We start from the raw sequence: 18,556 nt of genomic DNA on the forward strand, positions 1-18,556 counted from the left end.
TATAATTTGTTAAAGTTATGCTTATTTTAAATAGCAAAAGCGACGAATAGAATAACAATAAAAGTATTTAATTATTTACTGCTCCTAAGCCAATAATAAAAAATCACCCCCATTGTTAAAACTACTCCTTAACAATGGGGGTGATTTTCAAAGTGTTTTTATTTATCGTACCCAGATGAAATAAGCCAGGAAGACAAAGAATAAACCATACATCATAGGGTGAATTTCTTTTTTGCGCCCCGCTAACAACATTGTGATCGGATAGAACACGAAGCCAATTGCAATACCAGTAGCAATGGAATAACCAAGAGGCATCATTAATACGGTAAAGAATGCTGGTACTGCAATCTCAAATTTATCCCAATCAATTAAACGTAATGATGATACCATCAGTACTCCTACAATTACTAGAGCAGGTGCTGTTACTGCTGGCGTTACTACTGCTAATAATGGAGAGAAAAATAAAGCTACTAAGAAAAGTACTGCTGTTACTACTGCTGAGAACCCAGAGCGAGCTCCAGCTGCTACCCCTGAAGTTGATTCTACATAGGCAGTAGTCGTAGATGTACCAAATAAAGAACCAATTGTTGTTGCAAGTGCATCTGCCATTAATGCGCGACCTGCACGTGGTAATTTATTATCTTTTACTAACCCAGCCTGTGTTGCCACAGCCATTAATGTACCTGCTGTATCAAAGAAGTCTACAAACAAGAACGTTAATACAACTACTAAAAATTTCACGTTAAATAATGATTCAATATCTCCAAGTGGTTGTAGTGCCACCATGAATGTAGAATCCACACTTGGAATAGCAGAAACAATTGCCGTTGGAGGTTCAATAATACCTGTCACCATACCAATAATCGCAGTAATAACCATCCCTAAGAAAATACCGACACTGCGTAATTTAATAATCAGAATAACAGATAAAACAATTCCGAATACCGCTAACAATGTAGCACCAGTGAAAGTTCCTAGAGTTACTAAAGTAGCTGGACTATCTACAATAATTCCTGCACCTTGTAAACCTACGAAAGTAATAAACAATCCAATACCTGCCGAAACAGCATATTTAAGTTGTACTGGAATTGCGTTAATAACTGTTTCGCGAATACCTGTTAGAGATAAAATAATAAAGATAATCCCAGAGAAGAATACGCCAGTTAGACCAGTTTGCCATGGAATACCGTAAGCCCCCACTACAGTAAAGGCGAAGAATGCGTTTAATCCCATACCAGGAGCAAGTGAAATTGGGAATTTAGCGAAAATACCCATTATTAAAGAACCGACTGCTGCAGCTAATGCTGTTGCTACGAAAACAGCACCTTTATCCATCCCTGCATTTTCTAGAATACCTGGGTTAACAGCTAGAATATATGCCATCGCAAGGAAGGTTGTAATACCACCTATTATTTCACGGCGGTAATTAGTTCCTAATTCATCAAACATGAAATATTTTTTCATTATAAAAAAATCCTCCGTATGGTCGTCTTCAATATCGAAAACAAAAAAAACACGCTGACTAATCTACTAGTCGCATGTCTACGATATATTTCATCCACATTAATGTGTGAAATAAATTAGGGTTTATACATTCATATATAAACCTCAATCGTAGTCAAGTTATTTACGGTAACTTGGTAGAAACTCACGGGCCTTATTCCCGACATTATACGACGACTTATTTAATTTACATTCGTAATATATCATTTCACTTTTTAGATTTCAACCCTATTTCCGAACAATTTTATAAAATAAAATACGAAAGTTCGTGTAAAATTCTTATTTAATGTTCATATTTTAATAAACAGCTACTAAAAAGTCCAAGTACTGAACATTTCACTGAAAGCAATAATATAAAAAAACCCTTAGAACTCACTCAAGTTCTAAAGGATTTTAAAACAGATTTCCTTGCCGATAATTTTTAATTCATCACTTTACTTTGCAAGACCTGAATTCTTTTTTCTAACTTCTGTTTCCAATCTTCCGCCAATGCATCAACTGCTCGGATATGTTCCATCGCGCCCGCATCTTTATTTTTAAAATATACTTCGTTGCAATACAACACAGAAACTTTGGCAGGATGCTTTTCTACTAATTCAATATTCGAGTTCGCACAGATTGTCCCCTCTTCTAGTACGCGCGCAAGGAAGCCAGTATAACCAGTTTCAATCATACGTTTGAGCAATGTGTTTGATTCAGTATATTTGTCGATCGTACTACATGGGACACGCCCTTGTGTAATCTGAATGACAGCATCTCCTATTTTATAAATATCACCAATACAAATATCCTCTTCTAGCATATTTGAAACCGTTAGATTTTCACCGAAAGCAGCAGTTGGTAATGGTTTACCAAGTTCTTGTTCCCATTGTATGTAATGCTCCGCAGGATATAAACAAACTGCACGATCAGGTCCACCATGATGTTTTTTATCAGCAACATCATCACCGTCGAAGCCATGAGCTGACAAATAAACTTCTTGCATTTTTTGCTTTTCAATACCTGTAATCATCGAACGCCCTTTACTATCAATCAATTCTTTTGGCATCCCAACTGCTAATGTATGAATTATTGGTTTATTTTTCTCCATTTAAATCCCCCCAAATCTGAATAGTATAAGTTCTTTTGCATTCATTTAGTTTACTACACACAATACTTTACCAGCAATTTTTCCATGTTGAGATACTTTATTTAGCCATAAATTCAGAAATAATTAAATCAAAAAAGCCCTAAAAACCTCTCAGAGTTTTTAGGGCTTTTGCTACTATTCCCACTCAATCGTTGCTGGTGGCTTAGATGTAATATCATACACTACGCGGTTAACGTGTTTTACTTCGTTTACTAGGCGGACAGAGATTTTTTCTAGTACATCCCATGGGATGCGTGCCCAGTCAGAAGTCATACCGTCGATAGATGTTACCGCACGGATACCGATTGCGTAATCATACGTACGTGCATCGCCCATAACACCAACTGAACGGATATCAGGTAATACCGTGAAGTATTGCCAAATGTCACGATCAAGGCCAGCATTGGCGATCTCCTCACGTAAGATGAAATCAGATTCGCGAACGATTTCTAATTTTTCTTCTGTTACTTCACCAAGTACTCGGATACCTAATCCAGGACCTGGGAACGGTTGACGCCAAACAATTTTTTCATCCAGACCAAGTTCTAAGCCTAATGCTCGTACTTCATCTTTGAATAAAGTTTTTAATGGTTCGATTAATTTGAATTGCATGTCTTCTGGAAGTCCACCAACATTATGGTGTGATTTGATTGTTTGTGCAGTTGAAGTACCTGATTCAATAATATCTGTATAAAGAGTACCTTGTGCTAAGAAATCCATACCTTCAAGCTTTGATGCTTCTTCATCAAATACGTAAATAAATTCATTACCGATAATTTTACGTTTTTTCTCTGGATCTGATACACCTGCAAGTTTGTCCATGAAACGTTTGCGAGCATCAATTTTAATAAGATTCATATCAAAATCTTCAGTAAATGTTTTCATCACTTGCTCAACTTCACCTTTACGGTTTAAGTTGTGGTCTACGAACATACAAGTTAATTGGTCACCGATTGCTTTGTGAATAAGAACCGCTACAACTGATGAGTCAACACCACCTGAAAGCGCACATAATACTTTTTTATCGCCTACAATTTCACGAATTTTTGCGATTTCAAGTTCGATGAAGTTGGCCATTGACCAATCACCTTTTGCTTCACAAACATCGAAAACGAATTGACGTAATAAATCATTACCATAAACAGAGTGACGTACCTCTGGGTGGAATTGAACAGCGTATAGTTTACGTTCTACATTTGCCATTGCTGCAATCGGACATGATGCACTCGTTGCGATAACTTCAAATCCAGCAGGAACTTCTGTTACATGGTCACCATGGCTCATCCATACGATTTGCTCAGTTGGTAACTCACCAAATAATTTATTGGAAGCAGTTACTTTGATTTCAGCTTTACCATATTCACGAGTTTCAGCGCCTTCTACTTTACCACCATTTGTATGAGCCATTAATTGCATACCATAGCAAATGCCTAGTATTGGTAGGCCTAATTCAAAAATGGCTGGATCCACATGGAAAGCATTTTCATCATAAACAGAGTTTGGACCACCTGAAAAAATAATACCAGCTGCGTTCATTTCTTTAATTTCTTCTGCAGTTACTGTATGTGGATGTAATTCACTGAATACACCAAACTCACGGATACGACGAGTAATTAATTGGTTAAATTGGCTACCGAAGTCAAGTACAACGATTTTTTCTTGCTCTTTTAATAAAGGGCTAGCTGTCAAAATTTCCACCTCTTCTACTATTTTTAAAGGATATTTCATTTGTTCAAAGAAAAACGCGAAGAAAGTAAAATCTTTCTACGCGTTCAAAAAGCTCATGATGATTTATAAAGGCGAATGCGTAGCAAAGTAAAGTGATTTACTATACTTCTCACCTAGCGAATACATCCGCCTTCATAGAGAAATCATTTATGGTGATTTCGTAGAAACATCCGAACCTTATTATCGAACTTATATGAAAGCAATCCTTGCATTTAATTTTTTTCATTTTACTCTTTGTCTAAGTTAAAATCAACCGATAGTGCGATTGATTAAATATTCCCAACTTTCTTTCAGCTTCATGAAATCCACTTCTTGTTTATCCTTCCCATAAACATGTTGCTCATAAACAGCCGTTAGCTTTTGCATTTTATCTGTCTCTAATGATGCATCCACACGTTCTGCAAACATGTGCAACGTTTCCCCATCTCTCATACGCAATCCAATACGTGATAATTGCTTAAGAAGAATCTGATAGGAGGAATCAAAGGTAGACCAATTGGCAGTCTTTTTACGATATACTCGAACATGCATTTTAGGAAGCCAAGTTTTGCGCTGCAAGTATAAAGCAATCCCACTGATAATCAATAAAACGAAAACGATTATCCAAATATAAGCAAACTTCTTCAACCAAGTCCATAACATATCCAGGCTAAACATTGATTTACTTTGTTCTTTATTAGATACTTGTTCCTGCTTTTGCGGTTGCTCAGGTTTTTGCTCTGGCTGTACTATTTCCTCCTGTTCGGATGTATCTAATGGTATATCATAATCAATGTTAACGTTGCCGCTAAAGCCTATTGTAGGTTCAAACTCCATCCACCCTGTTCCAGGTATATATGCCTCTACCCATGAGTGTGCGTTGTCATTGGTAATTCGATACTCTCTCAGACCATCTGACATGGGTCCTGCAGTTCCAGGCGCAAATCCTTTGACCCAGCGAGCTGGAATGCCTATTGAACGTAAAAGTACTACCATTGAAGTTGAGAAATTATCACAATAACCTACTTTTGTATCAAATAAAAACTGATCAACATAATCTTGATTTTCTGCAGGAATAGCCGCTTGTTTTTTATCATACCTAAAACCGTTTGTCCTAAAATAACCTTCCACTGCCTTAATTTGATCGTAAACCGTAGTTTTATCCTGTGTTATCGATAACGCCAAATCTCTTACTCGCTGTGGCAATTGCGCTGGCAGCTGCATAAAGCGATCAAATGATGAATCTAACGTTTCAAGTGTGGCGGGGAATGATAATTGCAGCTGTTCCATACTATAGACAGGCTCACTATACGATAAAGTATAGCCTGATAAAGATGTAGATGTATCATTCTGCTGCTCTATAGTCATCTTTTCTGTCTGCTCGTCCTGAATAAATAATGTGGAATCTTGAGCCGAAACAGATAACAAGCCATATGTTTGAATTAAAAACGGCATCGAGGTCGCAATGTCCAATTGAATTTGACGTTCGTTTTCAGGTGGGCCTACTTGTAAAGAGGTCATAATCTGCGCATTTGCCTCATATACATTTTTTCCGAAGTTCCCCTCTGACAAAATCCATCCCTTTGATGTATAAGTATCTTTCGTTTCAATACGCCAATAATGACGATCACGTGAAGACGCAGTAAAAATTAATGTATTATCCCCTTGGAAAGGTCCACCTAATTGACTATCATCTTGACTATAGCCGACTGATTTCATGCCTGTTCCATTTCCATCTTGTCCAGTAACACCTTGAATAAACGGCACAGGATCTGCCCATGTCGGCCCTGTCTTTGGTAAAAAGAAGGCGATAGTCCCGACAAGTAATATGGATACAAGCATTGGAATAACAATTTTCCATCTCCCAAACGTATTGCTCGTTGTACCCACTTGAAGCCATAAACGTTTGACAAATAGGACACCTGTCATCATTAATCCTAAAATAACCACTTTAACAATAGCTATTTTCCCATTGTATTCACTAAACGTGTCTAACGTAGCAATAAAGAATACTGTCATGGCAAAAAAGTAAAATATATTTTTCCTTACGGAGACCCAATGGTGGATTAAGTAAACAAGCATCCATATTAATACTAGAAATAGCACTGTTCTAAAGGCATCGGATACTAGACCAAAATCACCTGATAGAATAGCGGCCATATTCCCTTTCCATTCTGCTAATAAGAAGGATATGGACTTTCCAGAAAGCACTGGGCTTTCGCTATAAATAAAGACAATGCACCAAGTAATATAACCAAACTTTACAATCCCTGATAATAAAGGATGTACTCGGAATAAACTTAAGGCTAGGGACAAGCCAATAAAAACTAGGAAGAGATGAAACCCTCCTGTATTAGTTAATTGCATAATTGGTATTAGCCATTCACGCAAAATAAAGAAGACAATAATATAGGCGACCGCTAACTCTAAAAATTCCCCTACTGTTTGTTTCACGGCTTCTTCACCTCCGTGAATACATGATAAAAATCTGTTGGATCTACATAGACAATTTGAATATGTTTATAACGCAATGTAACCTTAGACTGCACAGGTGGCTGTTTTGCCACGACAAAACAAATACAACTTTTCACTATATTCGCAAGAGTATGTAGGAATTCTTCTGATATTTCATTAGTCACATAAAGCAATGTCGCTACTTGCTTAAAGGCTTGCTGGTCATAAAATCGAAATTTTACATTCTCAGTAGATTTTATAGCTGCCAAATGATACATAACCTGATCTAACTGCTTTTCACCTTGTATAACAGGGAATACCTTTGTCACTTCTCCAGCAGAAATAAAGGAAATATCACCAAGTTCCTGCACGATCATCTTGAGCATAGATGCTACTAGCTCAATCTTATCCTCAAATAACGTTGATTTCTTGGCATCAAGCACTAACATTAGCTCAGAAGATTGTCTATCCTCAAATTCCTTAGATTGTAAGGTTTGGGTTTTCGCGAATGACTTCCAATGAATCCATGAAAAACGATCCCCAGGAACATATTCTCGTAACCCAACGGCCATAGTAGTATCCTTTACTATGGAATAAGGAGACATCATTGGCCCAACATCATATTTTGTTTGAAGTGCCGAATATTTCATTTCTCTTAGCCTTGGGTACACTAAAATAGTTTGTTCTTTCTCGGCCACCACCATTTTTTTTGCCCAACCAAAAAAATCATAGAAAGCGACGGTAACACCCAAATAACGGTGTTCGCCACGAGGCATATTTACTAATTCATAATGCCAGTTAAATTTTTTTCTAAAGCCAACAAATTTTATAGCCGTTGAACTTTGTAGCTTCGCCTGAACTAACCCCTCACTATCTACAAGTTCCTCCATCAACATATAAGCAAAAGGAAAACGTGTTTTTCTTTCGATCGAAATCATGACCTTTGCTGATTGACCACGTTCTACATGTGCTGGCTCGATTTTGCGCTCTACTACTAAGATACTTTCTCTAACAACAAAGAAAAATAAGGCATACACTAAAAATGGACTTACCGTAAAAAACACAAACCAACTAACAAATCCACCTTGGAACATCGCATAACAAAACGTTACAATCATTAAGAAAACTACTAATAGGAAATGTTTACTTTTCTCTAAAAAAGCTTTCCATTGCTTCATTGTTCTGCAAACCTTTTTGTTGGTACTGGTGTTTTGGCAATGATACGTTCAATAATTTCACTTGCTGTTACATTATCATAGCGAGCATCTGGTTTTAAAACTAGGCGATGGCTAAAGACAAATGGGACAAGGTATTGGACATCATCAGGTGTTACATAGCTACGCCCTTTCATAAATGCGTAGGCTTGAGAAGCCTTCATTAAGGCTAGTGTCGCCCTGGGACTTACGCCTAAATAAACATAGCTGTTTTCTCTAGTTTGAGTAGCAAGCTCCACCATGTAATTTTTTACTGAATCTTCAACGTACACTCCTTGAACGAGCTCTTGTAACTCAATTAATTGAGCTACCGACAATACTGCATCGATCTTTTCAATCGCTTTGCCATTTTCCGCGCGACGTAAAATTTCCACTTCTTGTCCTCTACTAGGGTAGCCCATTTTTATTTTCAGCAAAAAACGATCAAGCTGTGCTTCAGGCAATGGATAAGTTCCTTCATGTTCTATCGGATTTTGCGTGGCCATTACAAAGAACGGCTGATTAATTGCAAGTGTTTTACCATCAATAGTAACAGAAGCTTCTTCCATTCCCTCCAGTAAAGCTGACTGTGTTTTTGGCGATGTACGATTTATTTCATCGGCTAAAATAACATCCCCCATGATGGGTCCTGGACGAAATTCAAACTCCAATGTCTTCGGATTATAAATAGAGATTCCCACTACATCGGAAGGTAATAAATCCGGCGTAAATTGGATTCGCTTAAACTGAGCATCAAAGGATTTTGCTAATGAACGAACCATCATTGTCTTCCCAACGCCAGGCACATCCTCTAACAATACGTGCCCCCTCGCTAATAAAGCAACCAGGCTTAGCTCAGCCACCTCTCTCTTTCCAATCATCACTTTCTCTATATTTTCTAGCACATTTTGTATTTGAGAATTCATAAATTAAAAAACCTCCATTTCATCCAACAATTGTGTGAATTGCACGATAACTTATCATAAGCATATCGAAATATGTCTAGTAAAACAATTATCAGAAACTTCTTCCCTTCGATAACACATACTAAACAAGGCTTGCCTGAACGTAGTCAAACAAGCCTTGTTTAGTATATAACGTCACTATTCATTAGAATGTTACAATTTTAATCTTTTTAACCATATTTCTTCCAAAGATGTAGAATTTTCTTGTGTGAAAATTTCAGTGATTTCACCAGAAATAATAATTTCACCATCATGTAAAACTAATACATCATCTGCTATTTCTTCAGCAAAAGACAGCAAGTGAGTAGAGAATATGACCGTATTTCCTTTGTTCTTTTCCTCTAACATTACATTTTTTAATTGCGCTATCCAAAATGGATCAAGACCATTTGTCGGTTCATCCAAGATCAGCAAAGATCCACTTCCAAGTAAACATTGCGCAAGATTTAATCGCTGAAGCATCCCTTTAGAGAATTGTTTAGCTGGTTGATTACGAACATCCCACAAGGAAACACGCTTTAATATGCACTCTTGTTCATCTTGATCTACTTGCTTTAAAGAAGCTAGTAGATTAAAAATTTCAGCTGCCGTTAGCATGGTTGGAAAATTTACGTCGTCAGGCATATAACGAATGACATCTGGTTTGTGCCATATCATTTCTCCGGACTTTCCCTTCTCTTGACCCGTTAGTAAACGGATCAACGTACTCTTTCCAGCACCATTGCCCCCAACCAACGCTAAAATTTTACCAGAATGTAATGTAAAGGTAGCTTCTTTTAAACCTCTACCATTTTCATAGACATTGGCTATATTTTTGGCTTCTAAAAGAATCATCGCTGTGTGACCTCCTTTGAAAACTTAGTAGCTAGCAAAAGTGGTAGAAGGATCCAAAGAAGCGTCACCACCACATACAACACATGACCTACAGTTGACGAATAAAACCTAGTGATACCATAAAATGCTGGACCAAGCACACTAGCCTGATTGGTGAATATAAAATAACCAAAGCGTAGCCATTCTACGGGATTAATATGTATCGACATAATGGTAAGTTTTTGTAAAACATGACCCGCTACAACTGCACCTAGAGCCATTAACGCATAAGAAATGAGCAGTAAAAAAACGGACCATACAACAAGTGATAAGGCTAGTGCAAATAATCTTGTTTTAGCCATTGCCCCCAGTACAATACCTAATGAGACAAATATAAAGATACATAATAACGTAAGGATCACTAAAATAATCGGTAACTGGACGCCGCCTAATAGACCACCTATTGCTAAGACAACGCCAAATGCCACAAGCACTACTAATAAAAAGGCAAGTGATATAGCCACATATTTCCCTATAATATATTGCCATATTTTCATTGGATATGTTTTTAATAACGAAAACCAGCCAGATTCAATATCGCCGGCTATACTCATACTTCCAATGGTGATAATAAATAAAGGTAATAGAAACAATAACACATTTAAAAATGATGCCGTTTGACGTGTAAAGCCCTCCACATCAGGTAATGCCATTCGCTGAATGACAATAATGGCTACAAATACAAAAGTAAAAAGAAAAGCTACTAGTTGCATCCAATGGCTTCTTAAAATTTGCTTCAACTCTATTTTCACAAACATCATTCATGAATCCCCCATTTAAACGTCAGCAAATCTTGATAGGCTAATAATTGCCCCTCTCCTTCATTGATCATCCATTCCTGCGCCTCATCCTTCGTCGCAAATGCAAGTACTCCATAGTTCATAGGAGTCCAATAACCTTTATTGTATACATAGGTGGCTTTATAAACGTCAATCCATTCATTATTTGCATTATTTTTAATATAGGCTGCGCCTATTTCACCCTCACCATTTAGCGCCAGATAATCCATCAAACAGCCAATATCATCAAAAATCTTATAATCTCCATTTGTGAGCACAATTTGTCCAGCATATTCATGATGAACGATACTCATATTACAAATTTCACAAATATCTGTTTCACTGATAATATCACGTGGGTTATACGTCTTTTCGCCGCAACCGCCCAATATTGTACTGCATATAACTAAAATGGCTATCCACCTCGTCATACTTACACCCCTCTTTTCCACAGCCAAAATCCACTCATAGATACAACTAAACCAATAATAAATTGTAAGATGTTGATTGAAAACGACTTCTCTTTCGTATGGCTAATTAATCTTGGTTCGTTATCTACAAGCAAATTTTGTTCTGTTTTATTCACTTCCTGATCAAGTGACGTCAGAATCATAACACTCGGTGATGCCACAAAAAATTGATAAACTGGTTGTCTCACCATCCATTGACCAAAGCTCGACACAGCCACGTATGGAACATCTCCGAAACCATCTCCCGCAACATCTATCCCTCGGTAATCATCATAAAAATTGCGAACTAATCGCAAGCCTTGTTGGTCTGATCTTGCCGTTAATATATTTCCAGTAAACTGATTATCATTGATGATAGAGTGATTATCTACCTTTGTTCCTTCTAAGGCAGTCTGATTCATCTGAAACCCATTTTCTTGTATTTGTATGACTGAACATTTTTGCATTGCTACACCTACCCGATTATTTCGAATACTATTTTTTCTCACCTTCGCCTGTTGTGTGTCATACATTAAAAGGCCATAGCTATTGAAATCATTATGGTTACTAATTGTATTGCTCGCTATTTCTAAGTCCGTAGTCATCATTACCATAAGACCTGTCACATTATGTAAATATGAATTAAAAAGCACCTTCACATCACTTGAATACATAAAATGCGTTCCATAACGACTGTTTGTCACTTCGTTTTGTCGCACATTGATATGTCTCACTTCTTCTACATATATCCCATCTTGCACTAAATCAATTGCATTGTGTTCAATAGCAATGTCCTCACTTTTAAACACAGCAATCCCATTGCCTTTTTCAGCATAATGTAACTGATTACCAACAACCTTATTTTCTAATAGTTGAATATGCTTAGAACGTTGAATATGGATACCCACTTGTACATCCTTTATTTCAATAGCTTTCAGTTTTAAATTCTCCACTTCATTAACAACAATCCCTTTGTTTTTGGCAGAAATCATTATATCTTCAACAGAGACATTAGCCGTATCGTCTATTTTTAATGCAGGTTCAGTATTTTGGGAATAAAGTTCAACGCCTTTTTCTCCTTGGAGTTTAATCGATTTCTTTACGGTAAAATTTCCTTGGTAACGACCGGCAGGAATATGAACAATCTCTCCAGGTTTCGCTTGATCAATAGCAAATTGAAGATCAAACTCCGCATTTGCTGTTTGACATGTCCATAGAAAAAACAATACGAACCATCCTATTCGTTTCATTACTGTCCCCCCTTATTCAGCATGAAAAGACTAGAGTAAAGTTCCCCTAGTCTAAGCTTTTAATGACCATGCCCCTCTTGCCCATGATTCATATCACTTGAATGCATAGAACTAGAATCTCCATTCTCTCCCTCAGCCTTTTTTTTCATCATTTTCTTACGTCGTTCCAATGCGTCATCTTTAATTTTTTGTAGTTTCTCAATATAAGCATTCGAATTTTCTTGGATGTATGTATCTGCTTCCGCTTTGTTCACGAAGTAAATATATCCCCAGTTCATCGGAGATTTCAGCTCTGTTTTCACAATTGTTACATCTTCGACCTTCGCCCACTCCTTCGTCACAAAATCACGGACAAATTTTGCATTGTTCTCTTCATTAGCAACCTCTGCATTCAATAAACAGCCAATATCGTCATAAAAAGCAATAGTCCCATCTTCTTTTATCGCTTGCGCTGAAAATATGCCCATTTCATGATCCTTCATGTAAACCTTCATATTACACATTTCACAAACTGTATCCTCCTCCGGCTCTTGTAACCGCGGATCTACAAGTGAAGCAACATGTACAGAATCATCCATTACCTTCGTTTCTATTTCAGTAGCGCCTTGCTCTGATTCCTTCTCCTTTACCTGAGGTTTTTCGCTAGTACATGCTGCTAGTACAAATAATAATATTAATGCTGGTAACCATAATTTTTTCACAACTATTCCCTCCAAATTTAGTTTTCTGTTGCCATATTCAACAATACAGATTAGTTGTGAAATTAGTAAAAAATCGCGGTGAAGAATTGGAAAAATTATCTTGAACAATCAATGAACATCTTCATTTCAAATAATTTGAATTCAGCACTTCTTTTTCACTCAAATACAAAAAAACTCCCCACATGTTTGGCTGTGGAGAGTCTGGTCTTTATATGGAAGAACGGTAACTATTAAGTCGCTTCTTTTGTCTGCTTAAACGACTAAGCTTTACCGCAGTTTCATTTAATTCACGACGTATTTGCAAATCATTCGTACTATCCATATGGATAGGCACTGTATGTTGATGCTGTTGCTGCTGATTTGGCGCATTTATTGAACTGCGCTTCTTCTCTTTATTTCTTTGCAAACTATTTTTAAATAAATTTTGTGGATTTTGCCCAAAATTATGGCTAATATCACCTGCATGTAAATATTGATTTTCCTGACGAAAAACACTACTTGTCGTTGCATTTACTCTAGAAGTCCTCATATTTAGTTACCCTCCCTTACATTTTATAATCCTTATAGGTAATTATATCGACATTATATGATGATATTTAACAACATAGAACCAAATTGCATAAAAAAAGAGAGAAAAGAGCTATTTTCAAAAGTGAGATTCACTTTTATAACTCTTTTCCCTTATTTTACTTCCAAAAAACATCAAATATTGTAATAGGCATATGGCGTTTATGTTGCGAACGTAAATAATATCCTTCCAGTAGTTGGCGAGGTTCTTCTCGGATTTCCTTCCCCTCTAAATAATCATCAATTTGATCATAGGACACCCCAAGAGCCACTTCATCTGGCAAAGATGGGCGATTTTCCTCCAAATCTGCTGTTGGCACCTTCATATAAAGATGTTCAGGACATTTGAGCTCTGCCAATAACTGCTTCCCTTGTCGTTTATTCAAACGAAAGATTGGCATTAAGTCCGCTCCTCCATCACCAAATTTAGTATAAAAACCTGTGATGGCCTCGGCTGCATGATCCGTTCCTAATACGACTGCTCCATTCATTGCAGCAATCGAATATTGCACTTTCATACGCTCCCGTGCTTTTTCGTTCCCTTTGACAAAATCATTAAGCTGAACACCTGCATTTGCTAGGGCCCTCACACTCGCATCGACAGCATCTTTTATATTCACTGTATAAGATCCCGTCGGCTTAATATAGTCGATAGCGTCCTGACAATCTTGCTCATCTGCTTGCACTCCATATGGTAAGCGAATCGCCCAAAATGAATACTTCATTTCCCCAGCTTCTTTATTTAGCTCGTCAACAGCTAGTTGCGCTAGCTTTCCTGTTAATGTTGAATCCTGACCACCAGAGATACCAAGAACAAATCCTTTTACAAAACTATAATGTTTCGCATATTCCTTTAAGAAATCAATGGATTTACGTATTTCCTCGTGCACATCGATAGTTGGTTGTACACGTAATTCTTTAATGATTTGTTGTTGTAAAGTCATTGTTTCCATCACTCCCTTTTTACATTTGCTTAACCATGTTATGAACTTCCTCAATATTGCGCATTTTATTATCCCAGCATTTTTGACTTAAATCGACTGGATACTCTTCAGGATTCATCGCACGTTTGTATTCATCCCATAGCAGCTCTAAATTTCCGGCTGCATAATCACGCATTTCCTCAAGCGTTGGGTTATGATAGTTAATTTCTCCATTATGAATTACATGCTGATGTAAATTTTTCGCTTCGAAATTCGTGACAAACTTAGAGACAAACGTGTGAATTGGGTGGAACATTTTAATACGTTCCTCCTCCTGAGGGTTTTCATCTTGCATCGCAATGTAATCTCCCTCTGCCTTGCCATTCTTTTTATCGATAATACGATATACATTTTTGAGACCTGGCGTTGATACTTTTTCAGCATTCGCTGATATTTTAATGGTATCCTCCATTTGACCATCGCTGTTTTCAATGGCAACCATTTTGTAAACAGCACCTAATGCAGGCTGATCATAAGCTGTAATAAGCTTCGTACCGATTCCCCACACATCTACTTTTGCCCCTTGAGCTTTTAAATTTAAGATCGTGTATTCATCCAAATCATTTGAAACAATGATTTTTGTATCATGGAAACCTGCAGCATCTAGCATGCGACGAGCCTCTTTTGATAAAAACGCAATGTCTCCACTATCTAATCGAATACCAATAAAATTAATTTTGTCTCCTAATTCTTTAGCTACTTTTATAGCTGTTGGAACTCCTGATTTCAAAGTATTATACGTATCTACAAGAAAAACACAATCGCTATGACGTTTTGCATAAGAATGGAAAGCATCATAATCATTTTTATAAGCCTGTACCAACGCATGTGCATGTGTACCAGACACTGGGATGTTAAACAGTTTACCTGCTCTTACATTACTAGTGGAAGCAAAACCACCTATAAATGCTGCACGTGTACCCCAAATAGCTGCATCCATTTCTTGTGCGCGTCGTGTACCAAATTCCATAGCCACTTCATTTTTAATGATTTGTTTAATACGACTAGCCTTCGTCGCTATTAATGTTTGATAATTAACAATGTTCAATAATGCTGTTTCTATAAGCTGAGCCTCCACTAATGGAGCTTCTATTCGAACAATCGGTTCATTGGCAAAAACAAGCTCTCCCTCTACCATCGAATACATATCCCCTGTGAATCGAATATCTTTTAAATACTCAATAAAATCCTCTTTATAACCAACTTCATCACGTAAATACGCAATATCAGAATCAGTAAAATGGAAATTCCGTAAATAATCCAGCATCCGCTCTAGGCCAGCAAATATTGCGTAACCATTGCCAAATGGTAATTTTCTAAAATACAACTCAAAAACTGCTTTTTTATTATGTATCCCATCAGCCCAATAGGATTCGGCCATATTGATTTGATATAAGTCTGTGTGTAGCGCTAAGCTATCATCTGCATAGTTTGATCTCACAAGAAACCCCTTCTTCCGCTTTGATAATTAGTCCTAGTATACACTATATACCCAAATTCTTGCGTGTGACATTCACACTCTCTAATGTAAGGTTTTCTAACATTAATAATCAGAAAATTTAGAACTGTTCATATTTTAGACACAAATTTTAGTACCGCTTTCATTCCCATTCTAAAACCTTTTTTCAGCAACTATTTCGAGAATAAAAATAATCTGTGTAACAAAACATAACATGGATTTCAAAAAAGTAATTGCACTACTGTTTCAGGCGATTTAACATGTAAATTAAAATTACGCAAGGAGCTGGTACAGATGAAAAAAATCGAAGTCATCATTCGTCCTGAGGTTTTTGGAGCAGTTCGGGACGGTCTGGCACAACAAGGGATTGCAGGACTAAGCGTATCTGAAATCGCAGGTTGTGGCCGTCAATTAGGGAGGACTGGTTTATTTCGTGGTAATACGTATGAAATTGAGTTTTTACCTAAATTGAAATTAGAAATGATTGTAGATGATAGTAAAGTGGATGGCATTGTAGAAATACTATTGCGCGAAGCAGCAACTGGCAAGGTTGGTGATGGGAAAATTTTCATTTATCCAGTAGAACAAGCGATTCGTATCCGAACAAAAGAAGTCGGATCGATTGCAGTAGAATAAGGGGGCGATATAGATGGATGAACTATTGTTATCTGTTAATTTAATTTGGGTGATGTTAGGCACAATTTTAGTATTTTTTATGCATGCTGGATTCGCTATGGTAGAGGCAGGATTTACGCGTTCAAAAAATGCTGTTAACATCATTATGAAAAATTTTCTAACTATTTCCCTAGGGGGAATTGTCTATTTTTTATGTGGCTACGCAATTATGTTTGGTGACACTGTAGGTGGTATTTTCGGCATAAGTGGCTTCGCTTTAAACGGAGTCGATGATCTCTCATTCTTTATCTTCCAAACAATGTTTGCTGCAACAGGAGCAACTATTTTATCTGGTGCTGTGGCAGAGCGTACTAATATTTTTGCTTATATCGGAGTCATTATACTTATGTCATTAGTCGTTTATCCTGTTGTAGGCCATTGGGTTTGGAGTGGTCAAGGTTGGTTGACTGATTTAGGCTTTGTGGATTTTGCTGGCTCAACAGTCGTTCATTTAACGGGAGCTGTAGCCGCCTTTATCGCCGCAGTTATGGTTGGACCACGACTAGGTAAATATGAAAATGGTCGAGTAAATGTTATTACAGGTCATAGTATTCCATTAGGAGCATTAGGCGTATTTTTACTCTGGTTTGGTTGGTTTGGCTTTAATGGCGCATCCACTTTAGCTGCAGATCCTGAACTTGTTCCAAATGTCATCGCAAATACATTTTTTGCAGCGGCCGCTGGTGTCGTAGCAACCTCCTTCTATACGAAGTTCCGTTATGGACATATTGACGGCTCCCTCACATTAAATGGCGCACTAGCAGGGCTAGTAGGAATTACAGCGGGTGCAGCGAATGTCAGCATTATTGGCTCTATTATAATCGGCCTTATCGCAGCTCCATTACTTGTTGAAGGTGTACGATTCATTGAATGGAAGCTAAAAGTAGATGATCCAGTTGGTGCAATTGCTGTACACGGTATTTGCGGTGTATGGGGCACACTAGCCGTTGGATTATTTGATAGTAACGGGCAAGGCTTATTTTATGGTGGAGGCTTGAGTTTGCTAGGCATTCAAGCGATCGGTGTTATTGCTACAATAGCCTGGGTTAGTGTATCTGTAGCAGCTGGTATATTTATCATTAAAGCTTTTGTACCTTTACGTGTAACGGCGGAAGAAGAAATTGCTGGTTTAGATGTCATGGAACATGGAGCTCCCGCCTACGAATTCCAAGATATTTTTAAGAGTTCTGCGGTTCGAGGAGAAACCTTTGCCCATCGTTTAACACACTTCGGTAAAACCCAAAACAATGTCCAACAAGAAGAACAACACATATAGACAAAAGAAAAATCTGCCCTGCTATTAATAAAATAGCAGGCAGATTTCTTTTTGTTGAACTAATGGTTAATGAAAGTATTAAGCTTTCTCTAGTTCTAATAAAAATTGTTTTACATCTAGTCCACTACGAAAACCTGTTAATTGACCATTTTTGCCAATGACACGATGGCATGGAATAATGGCTAATATTGGATTTGCACCAATAGCACTACCTACAGCCCTGACTGCTTTGGGGTTCCCAATACGTTCTGCGATGCTTCCATACGATGTTGTTGAACCATAGGGTAATTCTTTTAGGGCGTCCCACACAGCTAATTGAAAAGGTGTCCCCTTTACATGGATAGGTACATCAAATTCTGTCAGTTCCTTGTTAAAATAGGCTGTTAATTGTTCCTTATATGGTTGCAATTTTTCTTTATTTTCTTCAAAGCTATAACCTTTAAAAGGCTTTTTTGCCCACTCCTTAACCTCATCAAATGATGCATTAGGTGTTCCAATATAGGCAAGTCCATCATTTGTGGCTACAATGTACATAGCACCTTGTGCAAACGTTAACGTATCGAAATACAATATCTCCATTCCCTATTCTCCCT

Annotated in this window: 17 protein-coding genes and 2 riboswitches; of the genes, 2 read left to right on the forward strand and 15 right to left on the reverse strand. The window is 37.4% G+C overall.

What is annotated here, in order from left to right; genetic code table 11:
* Positions 1–162: 162 nt before the first annotated feature.
* From MKY88_RS20995 to MKY88_RS21060, 14 genes are all read right to left on the reverse strand, one after another.
* Positions 163–1,464 (reverse strand): NCS2 family permease, encoded by a 1,302-nt coding sequence (locus MKY88_RS20995; RefSeq protein WP_008173678.1) that lies wholly within the window; start codon positions 1,462–1,464, stop codon positions 163–165.
* A 131-nt stretch (positions 1,465–1,595) separates the two neighbouring features.
* A riboswitch (purine riboswitch) is annotated at positions 1,596–1,697 on the reverse strand.
* 227 nt (positions 1,698–1,924) lie between these two features.
* Positions 1,925–2,593, reverse strand: a complete 669-nt coding sequence (locus MKY88_RS21000; RefSeq protein WP_340814618.1) for an MOSC domain-containing protein — start codon at positions 2,591–2,593, stop codon at positions 1,925–1,927.
* A 174-nt stretch (positions 2,594–2,767) separates the two neighbouring features.
* Positions 2,768–4,321, reverse strand: a complete 1,554-nt coding sequence (gene guaA / locus MKY88_RS21005; RefSeq protein ID WP_036120786.1) for a glutamine-hydrolyzing GMP synthase — start codon at positions 4,319–4,321, stop codon at positions 2,768–2,770.
* Positions 4,322–4,475: 154 nt separating this feature from the next.
* Positions 4,476–4,577: riboswitch (purine riboswitch) on the reverse strand.
* A 32-nt stretch (positions 4,578–4,609) separates the two neighbouring features.
* Positions 4,610–6,793 (reverse strand): transglutaminase TgpA family protein, encoded by a 2,184-nt coding sequence (locus MKY88_RS21010; RefSeq protein ID WP_340814620.1) that lies wholly within the window; start codon positions 6,791–6,793, stop codon positions 4,610–4,612.
* Positions 6,790–7,971 (reverse strand): DUF58 domain-containing protein, encoded by a 1,182-nt coding sequence (locus MKY88_RS21015; RefSeq protein ID WP_340814621.1) that lies wholly within the window; start codon positions 7,969–7,971, stop codon positions 6,790–6,792. Before MKY88_RS21015 ends, MKY88_RS21010 begins: the two co-directional genes overlap by 4 nt.
* Positions 7,968–8,912, reverse strand: a complete 945-nt coding sequence (locus tag MKY88_RS21020) for an AAA family ATPase (protein ID WP_193833167.1) — start codon at positions 8,910–8,912, stop codon at positions 7,968–7,970. Before MKY88_RS21020 ends, MKY88_RS21015 begins: the two co-directional genes overlap by 4 nt.
* Before the next feature lie 192 nt (positions 8,913–9,104).
* Positions 9,105–9,785: an ABC transporter ATP-binding protein gene (locus MKY88_RS21025; protein WP_036120799.1), complete on the reverse strand. Its 681-nt coding sequence runs from the start codon at positions 9,783–9,785 to the stop codon at positions 9,105–9,107.
* The gene (locus MKY88_RS21030) at positions 9,782–10,585 is read right to left on the reverse strand and encodes an ABC transporter permease (protein WP_232540700.1); all 804 of its coding nucleotides are present in this window, start codon (positions 10,583–10,585) and stop codon (positions 9,782–9,784) included. Before MKY88_RS21030 ends, MKY88_RS21025 begins: the two co-directional genes overlap by 4 nt.
* Complete coding sequence (locus MKY88_RS21035; RefSeq protein WP_069482745.1) at positions 10,582–11,034, reverse strand: nitrous oxide reductase accessory protein NosL; 453 nt, start codon at positions 11,032–11,034, stop codon at positions 10,582–10,584. The genes MKY88_RS21030 and MKY88_RS21035 overlap by 4 nt, the downstream gene beginning before the upstream one ends.
* A gap of 2 nt (positions 11,035–11,036) precedes the next feature.
* On the reverse strand, positions 11,037–12,302 hold the full coding sequence (locus MKY88_RS21040; RefSeq protein WP_291757381.1) for a right-handed parallel beta-helix repeat-containing protein: 1,266 nt from the start codon (positions 12,300–12,302) through the stop codon (positions 11,037–11,039).
* A 59-nt stretch (positions 12,303–12,361) separates the two neighbouring features.
* Entirely contained in the window at positions 12,362–13,003 is a 642-nt protein-coding gene (locus MKY88_RS21045) for a hypothetical protein (protein ID WP_340814625.1), read from the reverse strand.
* A 208-nt stretch (positions 13,004–13,211) separates the two neighbouring features.
* Positions 13,212–13,532, reverse strand: coding sequence for an NAD synthetase (locus tag MKY88_RS21050; protein ID WP_069482747.1), 321 nt, complete (start codon positions 13,530–13,532; stop codon positions 13,212–13,214).
* 157 nt (positions 13,533–13,689) lie between these two features.
* A complete protein-coding gene (nadE, locus tag MKY88_RS21055) occupies positions 13,690–14,514 on the reverse strand; it encodes an ammonia-dependent NAD(+) synthetase (RefSeq protein ID WP_069482748.1) in 825 nt (274 codons plus the stop codon).
* Between the two features lie 19 nt (positions 14,515–14,533).
* Positions 14,534–15,994, reverse strand: a complete 1,461-nt coding sequence (locus MKY88_RS21060) for a nicotinate phosphoribosyltransferase (protein WP_340814628.1) — start codon at positions 15,992–15,994, stop codon at positions 14,534–14,536.
* A 312-nt stretch (positions 15,995–16,306) separates the two neighbouring features.
* On the opposite strand from MKY88_RS21060, the gene MKY88_RS21065 reads away from it, so the two are divergent.
* On the forward strand, positions 16,307–16,648 hold the full coding sequence (locus MKY88_RS21065; protein WP_012291989.1) for a P-II family nitrogen regulator: 342 nt from the start codon (positions 16,307–16,309) through the stop codon (positions 16,646–16,648).
* Between the two features lie 13 nt (positions 16,649–16,661).
* Entirely contained in the window at positions 16,662–17,963 is a 1,302-nt protein-coding gene (locus tag MKY88_RS21070; protein WP_193833171.1) for an ammonium transporter, read from the forward strand.
* 78 nt (positions 17,964–18,041) lie between these two features.
* On the opposite strand, the gene MKY88_RS21075 is transcribed toward MKY88_RS21070, so the two are convergent.
* Positions 18,042–18,542, reverse strand: coding sequence for a methylated-DNA--[protein]-cysteine S-methyltransferase (locus MKY88_RS21075; RefSeq protein ID WP_069482750.1), 501 nt, complete (start codon positions 18,540–18,542; stop codon positions 18,042–18,044).
* Positions 18,543–18,556: the final 14 nt, after the last annotated feature.

The organism is Lysinibacillus sp. FSL R7-0073 (assembly GCF_038009065.1).
Taxonomy (GTDB): Bacteria; Bacillota; Bacilli; order Bacillales_A; family Planococcaceae; genus Lysinibacillus; species Lysinibacillus fusiformis.

Bases quoted from the DNA above. Each gene is read 5' to 3' on its own strand.
- MKY88_RS20995 (WP_008173678.1), bottom strand. From the start codon at position 1,464: ATGAAAAAATATTTCATGTTTGATGAATTAGGAACTAATTACCGCCGT.
- MKY88_RS21000 (WP_340814618.1), bottom strand. From the start codon at position 2,593: ATGGAGAAAAATAAACCAATAATTCATACATTAGCAGTTGGGATGCCA.
- MKY88_RS21015 (WP_340814621.1), bottom strand. From the start codon at position 7,971: ATGAAGCAATGGAAAGCTTTTTTAGAGAAAAGTAAACATTTCCTATTA.
- MKY88_RS21020 (WP_193833167.1), bottom strand. From the start codon at position 8,912: ATGAATTCTCAAATACAAAATGTGCTAGAAAATATAGAGAAAGTGATG.
- MKY88_RS21025 (WP_036120799.1), bottom strand. From the start codon at position 9,785: ATGATTCTTTTAGAAGCCAAAAATATAGCCAATGTCTATGAAAATGGT.
- MKY88_RS21030 (WP_232540700.1), bottom strand. From the start codon at position 10,585: ATGATGTTTGTGAAAATAGAGTTGAAGCAAATTTTAAGAAGCCATTGG.
- MKY88_RS21035 (WP_069482745.1), bottom strand. From the start codon at position 11,034: ATGACGAGGTGGATAGCCATTTTAGTTATATGCAGTACAATATTGGGC.
- MKY88_RS21040 (WP_291757381.1), bottom strand. From the start codon at position 12,302: ATGAAACGAATAGGATGGTTCGTATTGTTTTTTCTATGGACATGTCAA.
- MKY88_RS21050 (WP_069482747.1), bottom strand. From the start codon at position 13,532: ATGAGGACTTCTAGAGTAAATGCAACGACAAGTAGTGTTTTTCGTCAG.
- nadE (WP_069482748.1), bottom strand. From the start codon at position 14,514: ATGACTTTACAACAACAAATCATTAAAGAATTACGTGTACAACCAACT.
- MKY88_RS21065 (WP_012291989.1), top strand. From the start codon at position 16,307: ATGAAAAAAATCGAAGTCATCATTCGTCCTGAGGTTTTTGGAGCAGTT.
- MKY88_RS21070 (WP_193833171.1), top strand. From the start codon at position 16,662: ATGGATGAACTATTGTTATCTGTTAATTTAATTTGGGTGATGTTAGGC.
- MKY88_RS21075 (WP_069482750.1), bottom strand. From the start codon at position 18,542: ATGGAGATATTGTATTTCGATACGTTAACGTTTGCACAAGGTGCTATG.